Genomic DNA, 16,793 nt, shown 5'->3' on the forward strand with positions numbered 1-16,793 from the left:
ATGAGCAGCAAAAAAATACATTTTGAAATTTCTGAAAGGAAAGTGCTTTTGCGTTTAATAGATGTTTTCGCTGTTTTTGCTGCCTTATATTTTTTGACGGTTACGTTTAAATTTCATTATTTTTCATTTAAAGAATCATCGCTCGGTTCCATACTTTTTCTGGGGCTTTACATTAACCTGTTCGGAACCATTTTCGAAATGTATAACCTACAGGTGGCCAGTAATCAGTTTCAAATTGTTAAAAGTACCATATTAACGGCTTGTATGACGGTGTTTTGCTATTTGCTGACTCCTGTTTTTACGCCGATATTACCATCTAACCGTTTGCAGATCATTTACTTCTTTTTTGCAATATTGCTGAGCCTGTTTGCCTGGCGGTTTTTTTACCTGCATTTTCTGGCCTCCCATCGTTTTGTGAAAAGAGTGGTTTTTGTGTGCAGTCGCGATACCATTGCGCAATTGGCACTGGAATTGGGGAAAGCCGATCCACATTATGAAATTGCCGGATTTGTTTCTTCTGAAAGTCAGGTTGTTGAAAATGAAAATACCGACGGTTTCCAGGAAATCGATTTTGCTGAATTGGAGTTTTTTGTGAAAAAACATTCGGTTGCCGAGGTGGTTATTGCTCTAAAAGGGACGAAACCGATCGCTCCCGATGTATACCAACAGTTACTGAATCTGCTCGAAAAAGGGGTGGTGATACGGGAATATATGCAGGTGTACGAACACGCTACGCAACGGTTACCAATATTATATGCCGAAAAGGATTTTTACAGGTTGTTTCCCTTTAGCCGTAGTAATCACAATCGTTTGTATCTGATTGTAATGCGTGGTTTTGAAATTCTGTTTTCTGTTTTGGGGCTGTTATTTGGTTGTCTGTTACTGCCGGTTGTTTGTATCGGAAATGCAATTAGTAATAAAGGGCCATTGTTTTATACACAGGAAAGGGTTGGAAAAAACGGCATTCCGTTTCGGATTTATAAATTCCGTTCTATGATAACCAACGCCGAACAGCATGGTGCTGTTTTTGCAAAAGCGAATGATGTTCGGATAACGCCTTTCGGGAAATTCCTGCGGCGCTCCCGTATCGATGAATTTCCACAGTTTATTAATGTGTTAAAAGGTGATATGGCCGTGATTGGCCCACGTCCGGAACGTCCTTTTTTTGTCGATGCAATTTCTCAAAAAATGCCGTTTTATCAGATCCGACATATTATAAAACCGGGGCTTACCGGTTGGGCTCAGGTGAATTATTCCTATGGGGAAAGTATCGAAGACAGTATGGTAAAACTGCAATACGACTTATACTATATTAAACATCGAAGTGTTTTTCTCGATGTGAATATTATCATTAAAACGCTGAGTACCGTTTTATTTTACAGAGGACAATAATTATAGCTTTTCTTTCCGAAGCAAGCGGACTAATAGCGCAGTGTTTGCCAGGATAATCGGAAGCATTAACAGGAAATGGTCTTTGTTAAAAGCATAACCGATAAATACTAGCATCGAAACAAAACAAGCATAGGCACTGATTCGGAATCCCTTTTTGTTTTTAGCAATTAAAAAGAATAAAGAGATCAGGAATATTGGGCTGATCACCAAAGTGTTGTAGTTGGCCGAAACTTCTTCGTGGAAGGAATAAGAGCCAACCAATGCGAAAAACAAGCCCATTAACCCCATAATTGCCAAGTAGCCAATCGCAACGGGCTTTTTATGAGCAAACGCCACAAATAACGCCAAAGCCGCTATAAAGGTATAGCTGTTATTCCAAAGTGAACCGGAAGTATCCGTTGGTTGTTGCTGGTATACGGTAACGGTTTCAGAAGCCAAAGGTATCGCACCCGATTTGGTTTTGGAAACGCCTTCCATCAATTCCAAAGGTAAGAATAGTTTATCCGACTGTTTGTCGACTTTAGCACCAAAAATAAGATTGATTCCCAGTTTTTCATAAAAACTATTCGCCAGATAGGAATTTAATGTCGTACGGTAGTCTTTTTGGGTATCCGGAATGTCGGTGCTGATAGCTGTTTTTAGAAGGCTGTTGATCCGTTCGGCTACCATAGTGGTACAGTTACGGTCGATAAATTTATAAGTATAAAATTTCTGATCGGATGAAAGTACGGCTACCAAATCATTGATCAACTGTTGTTTCTGTTCCGGTGTTAAATTTAGTTTTTGCTCGTAAACCGTACGATTTTCATATTGGTAGTTCTGAATAAATTCGTCATACGAACCAGTGGCGACAAAGTATTGCATATCGCCTTTTACAAACTTCATATAAAAATTAGGTGTGCTAAAATCGAAGGCGCCATAATTAAAAACCACATCCACTCCATTTTGTATGTTGTGAATCCGTAGTGCCGTATGCCCGAAAAGGGAATGCAACTGATTTCCGGAACCACAGGTTAACAAGCTGACTTCTGTTTGTTCGGATACTAATAAATTGGTTTGTGCGGAGCTAGTAGTCGTGAACAGTAAAAATAAAGTCAGAATCGAAAGAGTAAAGGAACGCATGGTTTTGACGGTGTTAAGTTATCTGCTGAAAATGCCTAAATCAACTTTTAAGGAAAAAATATTGGAATACAAAGCCACACTCTGATCGCCAATGTCGGTTAATGCATAATCAACCTGAATGCCTTTGTATTTAAAACCAAGGCCAAGATTCGGCTGGAAATTCAGCTTTTCGGAATTGTCTATTTGTTTTACATTCTGGAAATTACCCACACCGGCGCGTAAAAAAACCAGATCGGTATAACCAAATTCAAAACCGGCTGCCGGATCGATACTTACTGCATTGGTCGAAATAATATCGTTGGTCCGGGCAAAGCGCATGTTAAGTTGCGTGGCTGCCAGAATGCTGTAATCGTAGCGGATGATAAATTTTTTGGAAAGACCAAGTTGTACTTTCGGAAGGGTAATCTCAGTGGTTTCCGGAGCCTCCTGATTCTCGCCCGGTACGGCATCCTTTATTTTGTTGTAGGCATCTTCGTCGATGGTCCATACGTTATATGTAGTAGTAATATCGCGAACCATCAAACCCACTTTCCAATCGTTTTTTTCGTATTGGATTCCCAGATCAAAACCAAATCCCCACGAACTGGCAAAATCTCCGATAATACGACGGATAATCTTAGCATTTACACCATAATTAAATCCGTCTAACGGCAAAGCACGGGCATAGGAAAAAGTTAAACCGTAATCGGCCGCCGAAAACAAGCTGATCCGGTTGTAATCAATATTCCCCTGACTGTCGATTAATTGGGTGGTATTCAGGATGTCGTCAACCCCAAAACGAATCAGGGATACGCCCAAAGCGCTGCGATCGTCAATTTTCATCGCAAAACCGGCATAGTCATATTGGGCGATGTTGGCAAAATAACTGGCGTGCATCAAACCAATCTGTTTTCCTTCTACTTTTAGTAGTCCGGCGGGATTCCAATATCCGGAATTGACATCGGCACTATGGGCTACAACCGCATTGGCCATACCCAAAGCAGCAGCATCCACACCAATATTCATAAATTCGTTGGAATACTTTCTAATGGACTGACTGTAAGAAAGAAACTGAAATAAAAGAAATAATAGTAATAAGGTTTTTTTCAAAGCCGTTTATTTTATACAAATATGAAATAAAAATCTCAAATACTAAACTCTATTTTGTATTAACTTATTGTATTACCTTTGTCATAAAATTTGTAATTTGGTCTCTTGTGACGAGAGTTTCAAGACCTCCTAAAAAACGAAATCTATATGTCTGTAAAGAAACACATTCCTAATGTTATTACGCTTTTAAATCTTTCTGCCGGAATCTTTGCTTTGATTCATGCTTTTAACGGAAATTATAACGAAGCCTTTTCCTGTGTTTGTGTGGGTATATTTTTTGATTTTTGGGATGGCTTTTTTGCCCGGTTGCTAAAAGTGCAAAGTCCGCTTGGCGTGCAATTGGATTCTTTGGCCGATATGGTGACCAGTGGTGTCGTTCCGGGTGTGGTGATGTATAAAATGCTGGCCGATATTCAGGAAAATCAACCGGATTATAACCTGACACCGGAAACCTTCTATATGGGGATTGTACCCTACCTTGGGTTTTTAATCACGTTAGGATCGTGCTACCGATTGGCGAAGTTTAATATCGATACGCGTCAGACCGATTCATTTATCGGATTGCCAACACCTGCCAATGCCTTATTGATCATGAGTATCCCGATGATTTTATTCGATAATCAGTTTGAAGCGCTTTCCAACTTGTTGAGTAATCCATATGTTTTAGTAGGAATCAGCTTGTTTAGTGCTTATATTTTAAATGCTGAAATTCCTTTGTTTTCATTAAAAGTGAAATACTTTAGTTGGGAGAATAATAAAACACAAATACTGTTTATGATCGTTTCGGCCTTGTTCCTGATCTTCTTCCAGTATTTGGGAATTCCGATGATCATTTTGTTTTATGTGTTACTTTCGGTAATCATCAATAAACGAAACCAAGGAGTCAAAGCCGCTTAAACCCCATGAAAAAGCGTACTACTCCTCGAAAAAGACCAACTGCTTCCCGGAGTTCAAAAGCAAAATCCAAAAAGCGCTTTTCAACCGGGAAAATCATTTTATATGTTGCGGCGATAGCGCTGGCAATTACTTTGGTTGCGACGGTTTACCAGTATCGCAATGGTTTTCTGTATTATCTGGGGTTTAAAACCGATAAAGTAGCCGGAAAGTTAAGTGCCGAGGAACGTAAAATAGCCGATGTCCGTATTTTTGAAATCCTTAGTCGGCATGATACGAAACTGGTCGGTTTTGATGTGTCCGAATATCAGGATAAAATCGATTGGGGCGCGATCGATAAAATGGAAGGAGAGTTTCCGCTTAGTTTTGTCTTTATTCGTTCCACGGCCGGAAATAACTATGTCGACGGTCGGTTTGAAGAAAACTGGGCAGCAGCTAAAAAGCATCATTTTGTCCGCGGTGCATACCACTATTACCGACCCAATGAAAACTCACTGGAACAAGCGGAGTTGTTTATCAAAACGGTAAAACTGCAAAAAGGCGATTTTCCTCCGGTCTTGGATATTGAAAAACTTCCGGATGGGCAATCGATGGATAGCCTGAAAGTAGGTTTAAAACGTTGGTTAAAACGGGTGGAACGCCATTATAAAGTAAAACCGATTATCTATTCCGGCGAAAGCTATTATAAAGATTTTTTAAAAGACGAGTTTAAAGGCTATCAATTCTGGATTGCCAATTATAACTTTTTTGTCGAAAATATAAAAGACGAATGGCTGTTGTGGCAGTTTACCGAACAAGCCGAAGTCGACGGTGTAAAAGGTTTGGTGGATATCAATGTTTTTAATGGAAACGGCGAAGATCTTCGGGCTATTACGATAAAAAAATAAGGGGTATCAAATGACACCCCTTTATTTTTATTTAAAATTCTAATTTCTTACGACGTAATTCGAAGTTTTGTCCGAGGTATACTTTTCGTACCATTTCATCTTCGGCTAATTCTTCCGGTACACCGGCTTTTAGAATCCCACCTTCAAACATCAGGTAGGTTTTGTCGGTAATGGCAAGGGTTTCCTGTACGTTGTGATCGGTAATCAGGATTCCGATGTTTTTATTTTTTAGCTGCGCTACAATACGCTGAATGTCTTCTACCGCTACCGGGTCGACACCAGCAAAAGGTTCGTCCAACAGAATAAATTTCGGATCGGTGGCCAACGCCCGTGCGATTTCAGTACGACGTCGTTCTCCTCCGGAAAGTAAATCCCCACGGTTGGTACGAATGTGTTGTAAGCTGAATTCATCGATTAGTGATTCCATTTTGGCTTCCTGTTCCTTTTTGGATAATTTAGTCAGTTGCAGTACGCTCATAATGTTGTCTTCGATACTTAACTTTCTGAAAACGGAAGCTTCCTGCGCCAGATAACCAATGCCGTTTTGTGCCCGTTTGTACATCGGGAAGTCGGTAATGTCCATGTCGTCCAGGTAAATATTGCCGCTATTCGGTTTTACCAGTCCTACAATCATGTAGAAGGAGGTGGTTTTTCCGGCACCGTTCGGACCTAATAATCCTACGATTTCTCCTTGGTTCACTTCTACGGAAATGCCCTTTACAACGCTTCTTTTCTTGTAGGTTTTGATTAGGTTTTCAGCTCTTAATTTCATTCTTATAGTCGTATAAAATTGCGTAAGGTCGTGTGTTATGCCTTATAAACGCCTTGCAAATAAACAAATAAAGGCGTAAATGCGGAATAAATTAACAATTAATTATTTTCTAAAGCTTCCCAGAATTCGTATGCGCGTCGCAAATGCGGAATAACAATCGTTCCGCCAACCAAAGTAGCGATTCCCATCGCTTCCATCATTTCTTCACGGGTGATTCCGTTTTTATAGGCCGTCTCCAGATGGTATTTGATACAGTCGTCACAACGCAGTACGGCCGATGCTACCAATCCCAATAATTCTTTTGTTTTCACATCCAAAGCACCTTCCATATAGGCATTGGTATCCAGGTTGAAGATGCGTTTGATGATCTTGTTGTTGTCGTTTAATAACTTTTCGTTCATTTTAGAACGGTAATCGTTGAATTCCTGTACTAAATTGGCCATGGCTATGTGTTTTTGAGTTCTTGTTTCTTCACTACAAACTTAGAAATGAAAATACTTAGTTCGTATAGGATTACCAGCGGAATGGTAACGATCATCTGGCTGATGACGTCCGGAGGTGTTACAATGGCAGCAATGATCAAAATTATTACGTAGGCATATTTTCGGTAGGTTCTTAAAAAGCTCGGAGAGACAATGCCCAATCGGGAAAGGAAATAAATGACGATCGGTAATTCGAAAACCAGTCCGGTCGATAGGGATGTGGATTTTACCAATCCAATATAGGACTGAATGTCGATTGAGTTTACAACGAATTTACTAATGGTCAGATTGGCCAGGAAGTTAATCGACAGTGGTGTGATCACAAAATAACCGAACATCACTCCGAGGAAGAAAAGCAGCGACGATACAAAAATAAAGTATCGGGCGTTGCGTTTTTCTTTTTCGTATAAAGCCGGGCTGATAAATTTCCATAGTTCCCATAAGATAAACGGGAAGGCAAGGATAAATCCAACGGTTATCGAAGTCCAGATCAACATCGCAAACTGACCTTCCATCGTACGGTTTTGCAGTTCAAACGGAAGTTCGGTCATACAAAAACTTTGATCCAGGTCGTATTTCTGAGCCAGTTCACAGAAAAAACGGTAGGTTACAAAATTACCGTCTTTCGGGCCAAATATAACGGAGTCGAAAATAAAATCACTGTAATAATAGGCTACGCATCCACCCGCTAAAATGGCAATTGTACTTCGTATCAGGAGCCAGCGGAGTTCTTCCAAATGATCCAGAAACGACATTTCTTTCATGCTTTTTTTCTTTCCCATTAGATAATCCCTTCTTTTAAAATGTCGTGAATATGTATGATGCCGATATAGTGTCCTTCGTTTGCAACAACCAGTTGCGTGATGGAATTGTTTTCCATGATGTTAAAAGCATCAACAACCATATCGGTAGTTTTGACCATTTTCGGGTTTTGAGTCATAATGTCTTTTGCGGTCAGATCGCCAAAAGAATCCCTGTTATTTAGCATTCTTCGGATGTCACCATCGGTGATAATACCCAGGATTTTACCGTTTTCGACTACAGCAGTTACCCCCAATCGTTTTTCGGAAATTTCCATAATCACGGTTTTGATGCCGGCATCCGGACGAACTACCGGTTTGTGCGTAGCATCCAGCATATCGCTTACGCGAAGCAGTAATTTTTTACCCAAGGCGCCACCGGGATGGTATTTGGCAAAATCCTCGCTTTTAAAATTGCGGAGTTCCATCAGGCATACGGCCAGCGCATCACCTAAAACCAACTGTGCGGTCGTACTGTTGGTCGGTGCCAGATTATTCGGGCACGCTTCTGCTTCTACATAGGCGTTTAAAACATAATCGGATTCTTTTGCCAGAAAAGATGACGTACTGGCGGTCATTCCGATCAAAGGATTTCCGAAGCGTTTTAACAACGGAACCAGAACTTTTATTTCCGGGCTGTTTCCGCTTTTGGAAATGCAAATCACTACATCGCCGGGTTGTACCATTCCTAAATCGCCATGTATCGCTTCGGCGGCATGCAGGAACATCGATGGGGTGCCGGTGGAGTTTAGTGTTGCCACTATTTTGGTTGCGATAATCGCGCTTTTTCCGATGCCGGTTATTACCAGGCGTCCGCTGCTATTGTAGATCAGGTTTACGGCTTTTGCAAAATCGTCGTCCAGGTAGTTGATCAGATTTGCAATGCTCTCACTTTCAGATTGTATGGTTTTTCTGGCTGTAGCCAAAATGCTTTCGATAGTGCTCAAATCAGAAGTTTTATAAAATTTGTGTGTATGAAAGATTTTTGTATCTTTATATTCTGCAAATTTATGTAAAATACTGTATAATAAATAATGAAACTAACCGAAATTGACTTGCACAAAGAGTTAAAAAAGTATTTTGGTTTTAACCAATTCAAAGGTTTACAGGAGGACGTTGTTCGAAGTATTATTACAGGTAATAACACTTTTGTTATCATGCCTACCGGTGGTGGAAAATCCCTATGTTACCAGTTGCCGGCATTGGTGTTAGAAGGAACTGCAATCGTCGTTTCACCGTTGATTGCCTTAATGAAGAATCAGGTCGATGCTATTCGAAGCTTGTCTTCTGAAGCGGGTGTTGCCCACGTTTTGAATTCTTCACTGACAAAAACAGAAATTAATCAGGTAAAAAAAGACATTACTTCCGGATTGACGAAGCTGCTGTATGTGGCCCCCGAATCGTTGACCAAAGAAGAATATGTCCACTTTTTACGGGAAGTGCCCTTGTCGTTTGTAGCTATTGATGAAGCCCACTGTATTTCCGAATGGGGACATGATTTCCGACCGGAATACCGCAATCTTCGCAATATTATCAAACAACTGGGCGATGTGCCGGTGATCGGTTTAACCGCTACGGCAACTCCTAAAGTTCAGGAAGATATTCTAAAAAACCTGGACATGACTGATGCAAATACTTTTAAAGCATCTTTTAACCGTCCGAATCTGTTTTATGAAGTGCGTACCAAAACGAAAAATGTCGAATCCGATATCATTCGTTTTATCAAACAACATAAAGGAAAATCCGGGGTTATCTACTGTCTTAGCCGTAAAAAGGTTGAGGAAATTGCTCAGGTATTACAGGTAAACGGTGTCAGCGCTGTACCGTATCATGCCGGACTGGATGCCAAAACCAGAGCCAAACATCAGGATATGTTCCTGATGGAGGACGTGGAAGTCGTGGTGGCAACCATTGCTTTCGGTATGGGAATCGATAAGCCGGATGTGCGCTATGTGATCCATCACGATATTCCAAAGTCGCTTGAGAGTTACTATCAGGAAACCGGTAGAGCCGGACGTGACGGTGGTGAAGGGCATTGTGTTGCGTATTACTCGTATAAAGATATTGAGAAACTCGAAAAATTCATGTCGGGAAAACCCGTAGCCGAACAGGAAATTGGTTTTGCGTTGTTACAGGAAGTTGTGGCCTACGCCGAAACGTCGATGTCGCGTCGTAAATTCCTGTTGCATTATTTCGGAGAAGAATTCGACGAAGTAAACGGAGAAGGTGCCGATATGGACGACAATGTTCGCAATCCGAAAAAGAAAATCGAAGCACAGGATCAGGTGGTGACACTACTGGAAATCGTTCGCGATACCAAACAGTTGTACAAATCCAAAGAAATCATATTTACGCTGATCGGTAAGATTAATGCAATAATTAAAGCGCATAAGACGGATGCACAGTTGTTTTTCGGAAAAGGTAAAGACTTTGAAGAAAAATACTGGATGGCACTTATTCGTCAGGTTTTGGTCGACGGTCTTTTGTCGAAAGATATTGAAACCTACGGTGTTTTAAAACTAACGTCAAAAGGGGAGGATTTTATTCAAAATCCAAGTTCGTTTTTGATGTCGGAAGACCATGAATACAACGAGTCGGATGATGAAACCGTAGTGACTGCTTCCAAATCTTCGGGAACGGCAGATGAAACCCTGATGGGAATGCTGAAAGACCTGCGTAAAAAAGTAGCTAAAAAAATAGGAGTACCGCCATTTGTGGTATTTCAGGATCCTTCGCTGGAAGATATGTCTTTAAAATATCCGATCAACCTGGATGAACTGAGTAATGTTCACGGTGTTGGTGAAGGGAAAGCTAAAAAATACGGAAAAGAATTCGTGGAACTGATCGCCCGTTATGTGGAAGACAATGATATCGTTCGTCCGGATGATCTTGTTGTAAAATCAACGGGAGCCAATTCGGCCTTAAAACTGTATATTATTCAGAATATCGACAGGAAATTGTCGCTAAATGATATTGCCGCATCAAAAGGGCTGGATATGGATGCATTGTTAAAGGAAATGGAGCAGATCGTATATTCCGGAACCAAATTGAATATCAAATATTGGATCGACGATATTTTAGATGATGATCAACAAGAAGAGATTCACGATTATTTTATGGAATCCGAATCCGATAATATTAAGGATGCCTTAAAAGAATTCGACGGCGATTATGATACTGAAGAGTTGCGACTGATGCGAATTAAGTTTATCAGCGAGGTAGCCAATTAAAAAAGAATATTTTTAGATAGTACACCTGACAGGTTTCCAAAACCTGTCAGGTGTTTTTTTATGGGAAAGTGTTTTTGTCTTTATTCGGAATACAATTCGCCGCGGTGTGGTTTTAGTGCATCGCGAACCGGAATCATGTTTTCGTCGGTTACGACCATATAGGCAATGGCATACATTTCGTTAAGTATTTCAAACCCGGTAATGGATAATGGTAGTTTTTCCATTGCGATATATTCTTTTAAATGAATCTCGTGGTGTTCGGCCGTTTTGGCTGCAGCCGGTCCGCGAAAATCCCAAATCAGTTTTATTTGTCTGGACATTGTTTTTTATATTTAAACAACAAAATTACAAAGGATAATTTAGCTGTAAAACTGAAAAATGGATCGGGAGGAATCATTTCGGTTCCAAATCACTATTTTTGCAGTCTGATTTAAAATCAAATCCATAAAATGCCAAGAGAATTACAAATACAGGTTGCTCCGGATGTAGCAGCAAATCAGGAATTATTGCAGCAACATATTGCCAGGTTGGTACAGAGCAATGTTTCGGATATTCAGCATGTTTCGATACTGAAACGTTCTATCGATGCGCGTCAGCGTTCGGTAAAAATCAACCTGAAAGTAGCGGTGTATTTTACGGATGAAAAATTTACGGAAATCAAAATCGATTTGCCGGATTATAAAAATGTAACCAATACTCAGGAGGTAATTGTGATTGGCGCAGGTCCTGCCGGACTTTTTGCGGCTTTGCAATTAATCGAACTGGGATTGTGTCCGGTTCTTATTGAAAGAGGAAAAGATGTTCGCGGTAGGCGCAGGGATTTAAAAGCAATCAACCGGGATCATGTTGTAGATGAAGATTCCAATTATTGTTTTGGAGAAGGTGGTGCCGGAACCTATTCCGATGGAAAGTTGTATACCCGTTCGAAAAAAAGAGGGGATGTAAACCGTATTCTGGAATTATTGGTGGCCTACGGTGCCTCGCCGGATATATTGGTGGAAGCGCATCCGCATATCGGAACCAATAAATTGCCGAAAATTATTCAGGACATACGGGAAAAGATCATTGAATGTGGTGGGAAAGTCTTGTTCGAAACCCGTGTTACCGATATCCTGGTTAAGAATAATGAAGTGTACGGTGTGGAAATTCATACCGGAGAACAACTGTTGGCGCAGAAGATCATCTTGGCTACCGGACATTCGGCTCGTGATATTTTTGAATTACTGGATCGGAAAAAAATCCTGATCGAAGCCAAACCGTTTGCGTTGGGCGTTCGTGCAGAGCATCCGCAATCCTTAATTGATAGTATTCAGTATTCCTGTGATTTTAGAGGTGAATTTTTGCCGCCGGCGCCATATTCGATCGTAAAGCAGGTAAATGGCCGTGGCATGTATTCTTTTTGTATGTGTCCGGGTGGTGTTATCGCGCCTTGTGCTACCAGTCCCGGCGAAGTGGTGACCAATGGATGGTCGCCTTCGAAAAGGGATCAGGAAACCGCAAATTCCGGTATTGTAGTCGAATTAAAACTGGAAGATTTTAAGCCGTTTGCTAAATTTGGTGCTCTGGCGGGAATGGAATTCCAAAAGGCAATCGAACAAAAAGCATGGCATCTGGCCGGAGAAACTCAAAAAGTGCCGGCACAACGTATGGTCGATTTTACACAACATAAAGTATCAACGTCTATTCCAAAAACATCTTATGTTCCGGGAACGACTTCTGTGGAATTAGGTCAGGTATTTCCGGGATTTTTAACGCAGATTATGCGCGAAGGTTTTGTTGACTTTGGAAAATCGATGAAAGGCTATCTGACAAATGAGGCGATTTTACATGCACCGGAAAGTCGTACTTCTTCACCGGTTCGTATTCCGCGTGATAACGAAAGTTTAGAACATTTACAAATTAAAGGACTTTATCCTTGTGGCGAAGGAGCCGGATATGCCGGTGGAATTATTTCTGCAGCCATCGATGGTGAAAAATGCGCCTTGAAGGTAGCAGAAAGTATAGCGCGATAATTTTTACTGCTTTTTAAGCCATAGTAAGGCTTTTGAAACGACCTGATCGGATGAAGCTTCCGCATCGGGAGTGATGCCGTTTTTATATAGCGTTTTGTTGCGATCGGCAAAATAACCCGTCGTGATTGAAATCGTAGCGCCATCCGAAAGTATATAGGTTTCGTTAAGGGTGGAAGCGCTATAGGTTGTGGTTCCAAAACTTCTGGTTTTTGGTCGTCCTTTAAATGCAACGGCAATTGCCTCGCCTGAATTTCGGGTAGTATCGTCGGTTAGTATAGCTACTGGAGGCGTGTTGTTCTTTAATTTATAAAATTCGTGAAGATCTTCTACAAGCGTATTCCCGTAAAATATTTTTCCGTTTTCACTAATCCATGGCTCTTCATTGGTGTCGTTTATAAAATAACCAACGGTTCCGTTGCCTAATATAGGTGCAATTGCAGCGAGCATCGGACTGATTGATCCGCTGTTGTTTCCTCTTATATCTATAATCCAGCCTTTTGTCGGGCGTTTGTCCTGTTCTATAATCTGTTGGATTATTTGCTGACGGTACATTTCAATCTCATCTTCGTCTTTCGGGCAATTGCCGAGATATAAATAACCAATGTCTTTTGGGATTGTGCCCGATGGTATTTTCGGGATTATTTCATTATCGGCATTTTCCGGTTGCGGTGTATTAAAGGAACTATGACGATCTTTTAATAATTGCAAGGCATACATAACCGATAGATGGGCTTCCTGTACGGTTGTTGCTTTTCCGGCATGCGCCAGTACATCGGTTCTGAATTTTGTCCAGTCGATGTGTTTCCGATTGACGGATTTGTTTTCCAGTAACGTGATCACTTCATTCAGATAGTTTTTTGCTTCCGGAGAAATGCTTTGTTCTTTCTCCCGGCAACCGGAAAATAATGTGGCAATAAGTACTAAAATAAATAACGACCGCATGACAGGATTTTTAATTATCGGTAAAGATACTATAACTCGTATCGGGAATAACAGGCTTTAACGCTTTATTCAGATTGTTGCGGGTTGTCGATGGGATGGTGTAACGGGCGTTCCATTTGAACCAGATCAAAACCGATATCCCAATAGTCTTTTACGACAGCTTTGGTTTTAAAACCAAATTTCTGGTAAAATGGATAGACCAGTTGTGAGGTGCGTACAGATATCAGTTCGATTCCGTCGATGGCCTGGATTTGCTGAATTCGGAATCGGGTTAAAGCCGATCCCAATCCTTTGCCCTGACTATCGGGATGAAAAAGATCCCAGGATATTTTGGCTGTTTTGCGGTCTTCGGTCAAGTTAACGCCACCGGAACCCAATACAATGCTATCAACTTCAACTACAAAATAGTATTCCAGATGCCGGTCCAGATATTCTGCAAAATCGGCTTCTTCGCTCGGTGCAAAATAATCGGGAATGTTTCGCTTTAAAAGGGCTATAAGTTGTGGTTTATCGCTATCCTGATAACGACGGATCTGAATATTCATTTGTTTTTAATTTGACGTTGTATAATGAAGGTACTCAAAAATACTGTTAAATTATCGGAAAATACAACTCTTTTTTTAGTACCGGCAACGGTGATTGAAAGCGATATAAACCGTTTCTTTTTTGTATTTTTGGCAGGTAATCCGAAGCTATGACAGAAGAGAAAGTAATATTAGTAAACGAAAAAGACGAACCCATAGGATTGATGCCGAAAATGGAAGCGCATGAAAAAGCGTTGTTGCATCGTGCCTTTTCGGTTTTTGTGCTGAACGATAAAAACGAAATCATGTTGCAGCAAAGAGCGCATCATAAATACCATTCGCCGTTATTATGGACCAATACCTGTTGCAGTCATCAACGGGAAGGGGAAAATAATGTCCAGGCCGGATCGCGTCGATTACAGGAAGAAATGGGGTTTACAACCGAGTTAAAAGAGCTTTTTTCCTTTATCTATAAAGCGCCTTTTGATAATGGATTGACAGAACACGAACTGGATCACGTGATGATTGGGTATTATAATGAAGTACCGCAAATTAACCCGGACGAAGTGGAAAACTGGAAATGGATGACCATTGAGGCGGTTAAAGAAGATATGGAATTACATCCGGAAATCTATACGGTTTGGTTTAAAATCATCTTCGATAAGTTTTACCATTACCTGGAAGCACATAAAGTTTAAAATAGAAACATGAGAGTAACTGTTAGCCGTAAAGCCCATTTTAATGCCGCCCACCGATTGTATCGTAAAGATTGGACCTTCGAAAAAAACCAGGCCGTTTTTGGAAAATGCAACAATCCCAATTACCACGGGCATAACTATGAACTTATTGTAAGTGTTACCGGTGAAATCGATCCGGAAACCGGTTATGTTATGGATCTTGGCGAATTGGCTGCTATTATTCAACGGGAAGTGGAAGAACGATTGGATCATAAAAACCTGAATCTTGATGTGCCGGAATTTGAAAACCTGAATCCCACTGCCGAGCATATCGCTGTTGTGATATGGGATAAGCTCCGAAAAGAAATAGCAACCAATAAGGATTTAGAAGTGGTGCTTTATGAAACACCACGAAATTTTGTAACCTATAACGGAAAATAAGATGCGCATAAAAGTGGGCGACCGTATTCCGGAATTTGAAACGACAGACGCTAATGGTGCTGTTTTTTCGATAAATACTCTTTTGGGTAAAAAACCACTGGTGATCTATTTTTATCCCAAAGACGATACACCTGGTTGTACCAAAGAAGCCTGTGCTTTCCGGGATAGTTATGAAGATTTTTCCGATTTGGGAGCTGAAATAATCGGAATAAGCGGCGATAGTAGTACTTCGCATCAGAAATTTGCCAGTCGCTATAAACTCCCTTTTATTTTGTTGGCCGATAAAGGAAATGTAATCCGAAAACAATTTGGGGTTCCGACAAATTTGCTAGGGCTATTACCGGGACGGGTAACCTACATTGTAGACCGTGCCGGAATTGTTCGTTTGGTGTTTAATAGTATGAACGCAAGTCAGCATATGCCCAAAGCCCTTGAGGCGATCCGATCGATGGAATAAGTTTTAACGCAACTAATAAATGTTTGTGTTGGTTATTTACAAAACTTTTTTGCATTTTTGCTAATCTAATAAAATGAATTAATAGATTTATGGCAATAGATTGGTATCCGTTATTATTTTCCCCCATTTTAAAAGACAGAATTTGGGGAGGTACCAAATTATCGTCCTTACTACATAAAGACATCGTATCACTAACTACTGGTGAAAGTTGGGAAATATCTACTGTTCCCGGCGATATTAGTGTTGTCGAAAATGGAAAACTGGCTGGGAAATCTTTGGAAGAAATTTTGGATATGGATCCGGAGGCTTTGTTAGGAAAAAAGGTTTATGCAACATTTGGAACAGCCTTTCCTTTATTATTTAAGTTTTTGGATGCCAAAGAGGATTTGTCGATTCAGTTACATCCGAACGATGAACTGGCGCGTATTCGTCATAATTCCTTCGGAAAAACCGAAATGTGGTATGTGATGCAGGCCGACCCGGATTCGCGGATTATCGTAGGATTTGAAAAAGAAGCGTCTCCCGAAGAATACCTGTACCATCTGGAACACAAAACCCTGACCAAGATACTGAAAGAAATAAAAGTGGCTCCCGGCGATGTTTTTTTTCTGGAAACAGGAACTATTCATGCAATTGGTGCCGGAATCGTGATCGCAGAAATACAACAGACATCCGATATTACCTATCGCGTATACGATTGGGATCGTGTTGATGCCGAAGGAAAATCGCGGGAATTACATATCGATTTGGCCTTGGATGCGATCGATTATACCGTTTCAAATACAAAATGTGAGTATTCTAAAATAGTGAATACGGCTAACCCGGTAATTGACTGTCCGTATTTTACAACTAATTTTATTCCATTGGATGGGGCATTGGATTTTCAAAAAACAGCCGATTCTTTTACGGTTCTGGTTTGTACTGAAGGTACTTTTTCCATTCGAACCCATGGAATGATAACTGCTTTTCAAAAAGGTGATACGGTGTTGATTCCGGCTGTAATAACCGATTTTCAGCTTAGTGGATCTGCTTCGCTATTAGAAATATTCATTTCTTAATATGTAATCAAAAG

General features: G+C 40.6%; 18 protein-coding genes. 9 read left to right on the top strand and 9 right to left on the bottom strand.

Translation table 11 applies throughout. The features are described from left to right. Positions 1-42: 42 nt before the first annotated feature. Positions 43-1,392 (top strand): sugar transferase, encoded by a 1,350-nt coding sequence (locus tag ABFU83_RS01450; protein WP_347070189.1) that lies wholly within the window; start codon positions 43-45, stop codon positions 1,390-1,392. Here the strand turns inward: ABFU83_RS01450 and ABFU83_RS01455 are convergent, their stop codons facing one another. Next, positions 1,393-2,514: a DUF4105 domain-containing protein gene (locus ABFU83_RS01455; RefSeq protein WP_347068344.1), complete on the bottom strand. Its 1,122-nt coding sequence runs from the start codon at positions 2,512-2,514 to the stop codon at positions 1,393-1,395. Between the two features lie 18 nt (positions 2,515-2,532). Then, positions 2,533-3,519 carry a PorV/PorQ family protein gene (locus tag ABFU83_RS01460; RefSeq protein ID WP_347070190.1) on the bottom strand — a complete coding sequence of 329 codons (987 nt, stop codon included), beginning with the start codon at positions 3,517-3,519 and terminating at the stop codon, positions 2,533-2,535. A gap of 231 nt (positions 3,520-3,750) precedes the next feature. Between ABFU83_RS01460 and ABFU83_RS01465 the strand changes: the two genes are divergently transcribed. After that, on the top strand, positions 3,751-4,500 hold the full coding sequence (locus ABFU83_RS01465; protein ID WP_347068346.1) for a CDP-alcohol phosphatidyltransferase family protein: 750 nt from the start codon (positions 3,751-3,753) through the stop codon (positions 4,498-4,500). A gap of 5 nt (positions 4,501-4,505) precedes the next feature. Further along, positions 4,506-5,384: a glycoside hydrolase family 25 protein gene (locus ABFU83_RS01470; RefSeq protein WP_347068348.1), complete on the top strand. Its 879-nt coding sequence runs from the start codon at positions 4,506-4,508 to the stop codon at positions 5,382-5,384. A gap of 31 nt (positions 5,385-5,415) precedes the next feature. Here the strand turns inward: ABFU83_RS01470 and lptB are convergent, their stop codons facing one another. The 4 genes from lptB to ABFU83_RS01490 all read right to left on the bottom strand — a co-directional run bounded on the left by lptB (position 5,416) and on the right by ABFU83_RS01490 (position 8,385). Then, positions 5,416-6,156, bottom strand: coding sequence for an LPS export ABC transporter ATP-binding protein (gene lptB, locus ABFU83_RS01475; protein ID WP_347068350.1), 741 nt, complete (start codon positions 6,154-6,156; stop codon positions 5,416-5,418). A gap of 98 nt (positions 6,157-6,254) precedes the next feature. Then, positions 6,255-6,599: a carboxymuconolactone decarboxylase family protein gene (locus tag ABFU83_RS01480; protein WP_300486268.1), complete on the bottom strand. Its 345-nt coding sequence runs from the start codon at positions 6,597-6,599 to the stop codon at positions 6,255-6,257. Between the two features lie 2 nt (positions 6,600-6,601). Continuing rightward, positions 6,602-7,420, bottom strand: a complete 819-nt coding sequence (tatC, locus tag ABFU83_RS01485; RefSeq protein ID WP_347068352.1) for a twin-arginine translocase subunit TatC — start codon at positions 7,418-7,420, stop codon at positions 6,602-6,604. Then, positions 7,420-8,385, bottom strand: coding sequence for a KpsF/GutQ family sugar-phosphate isomerase (locus ABFU83_RS01490; RefSeq protein ID WP_347068354.1), 966 nt, complete (start codon positions 8,383-8,385; stop codon positions 7,420-7,422). Before ABFU83_RS01490 ends, tatC begins: the two co-directional genes overlap by 1 nt. A gap of 87 nt (positions 8,386-8,472) precedes the next feature. Here ABFU83_RS01490 and recQ point away from each other — a divergent pair, with 87 nt between their 5' ends. Next, positions 8,473-10,668, top strand: coding sequence for a DNA helicase RecQ (gene recQ / locus ABFU83_RS01495; protein WP_347068356.1), 2,196 nt, complete (start codon positions 8,473-8,475; stop codon positions 10,666-10,668). Positions 10,669-10,748: 80 nt separating this feature from the next. Here recQ and ABFU83_RS01500 read toward each other — a convergent pair whose 3' ends face one another. Then, positions 10,749-10,988, bottom strand: coding sequence for a hypothetical protein (locus ABFU83_RS01500; protein WP_300486259.1), 240 nt, complete (start codon positions 10,986-10,988; stop codon positions 10,749-10,751). 129 nt (positions 10,989-11,117) lie between these two features. Between ABFU83_RS01500 and ABFU83_RS01505 the strand changes: the two genes are divergently transcribed. Beyond that, positions 11,118-12,680 (top strand): FAD-dependent protein, encoded by a 1,563-nt coding sequence (locus tag ABFU83_RS01505; protein ID WP_347068358.1) that lies wholly within the window; start codon positions 11,118-11,120, stop codon positions 12,678-12,680. 3 nt (positions 12,681-12,683) lie between these two features. Here the strand turns inward: ABFU83_RS01505 and ABFU83_RS01510 are convergent, their stop codons facing one another. Continuing rightward, positions 12,684-13,622: a S41 family peptidase gene (locus ABFU83_RS01510; RefSeq protein WP_347068360.1), complete on the bottom strand. Its 939-nt coding sequence runs from the start codon at positions 13,620-13,622 to the stop codon at positions 12,684-12,686. Between the two features lie 65 nt (positions 13,623-13,687). Then, the gene (locus tag ABFU83_RS01515) at positions 13,688-14,167 is read right to left on the bottom strand and encodes an N-acetyltransferase (protein WP_347068362.1); all 480 of its coding nucleotides are present in this window, start codon (positions 14,165-14,167) and stop codon (positions 13,688-13,690) included. Positions 14,168-14,316: 149 nt separating this feature from the next. Here ABFU83_RS01515 and idi point away from each other — a divergent pair, with 149 nt between their 5' ends. The 4 genes from idi (at position 14,317) to ABFU83_RS01535 (ending at position 16,779) form a co-directional block, all read left to right on the top strand. Beyond that, positions 14,317-14,844 carry an isopentenyl-diphosphate Delta-isomerase gene (gene idi, locus ABFU83_RS01520; protein ID WP_347068364.1) on the top strand — a complete coding sequence of 176 codons (528 nt, stop codon included), beginning with the start codon at positions 14,317-14,319 and terminating at the stop codon, positions 14,842-14,844. A 9-nt stretch (positions 14,845-14,853) separates the two neighbouring features. After that, the gene (locus ABFU83_RS01525; RefSeq protein WP_347068366.1) at positions 14,854-15,264 is read left to right on the top strand and encodes a 6-carboxytetrahydropterin synthase; all 411 of its coding nucleotides are present in this window, start codon (positions 14,854-14,856) and stop codon (positions 15,262-15,264) included. 1 nt (position 15,265) lies between these two features. Next, entirely contained in the window at positions 15,266-15,721 is a 456-nt protein-coding gene (locus tag ABFU83_RS01530; protein WP_347068368.1) for a peroxiredoxin, read from the top strand. A gap of 89 nt (positions 15,722-15,810) precedes the next feature. Beyond that, complete coding sequence (locus tag ABFU83_RS01535) at positions 15,811-16,779, top strand: type I phosphomannose isomerase catalytic subunit (protein ID WP_347068370.1); 969 nt, start codon at positions 15,811-15,813, stop codon at positions 16,777-16,779. Positions 16,780-16,793 lie beyond the last annotated feature (14 nt).

The organism is Flavobacterium sp. WV_118_3, from assembly GCF_039778605.1.
Classification (GTDB): domain Bacteria; phylum Bacteroidota; class Bacteroidia; order Flavobacteriales; family Flavobacteriaceae; genus Flavobacterium.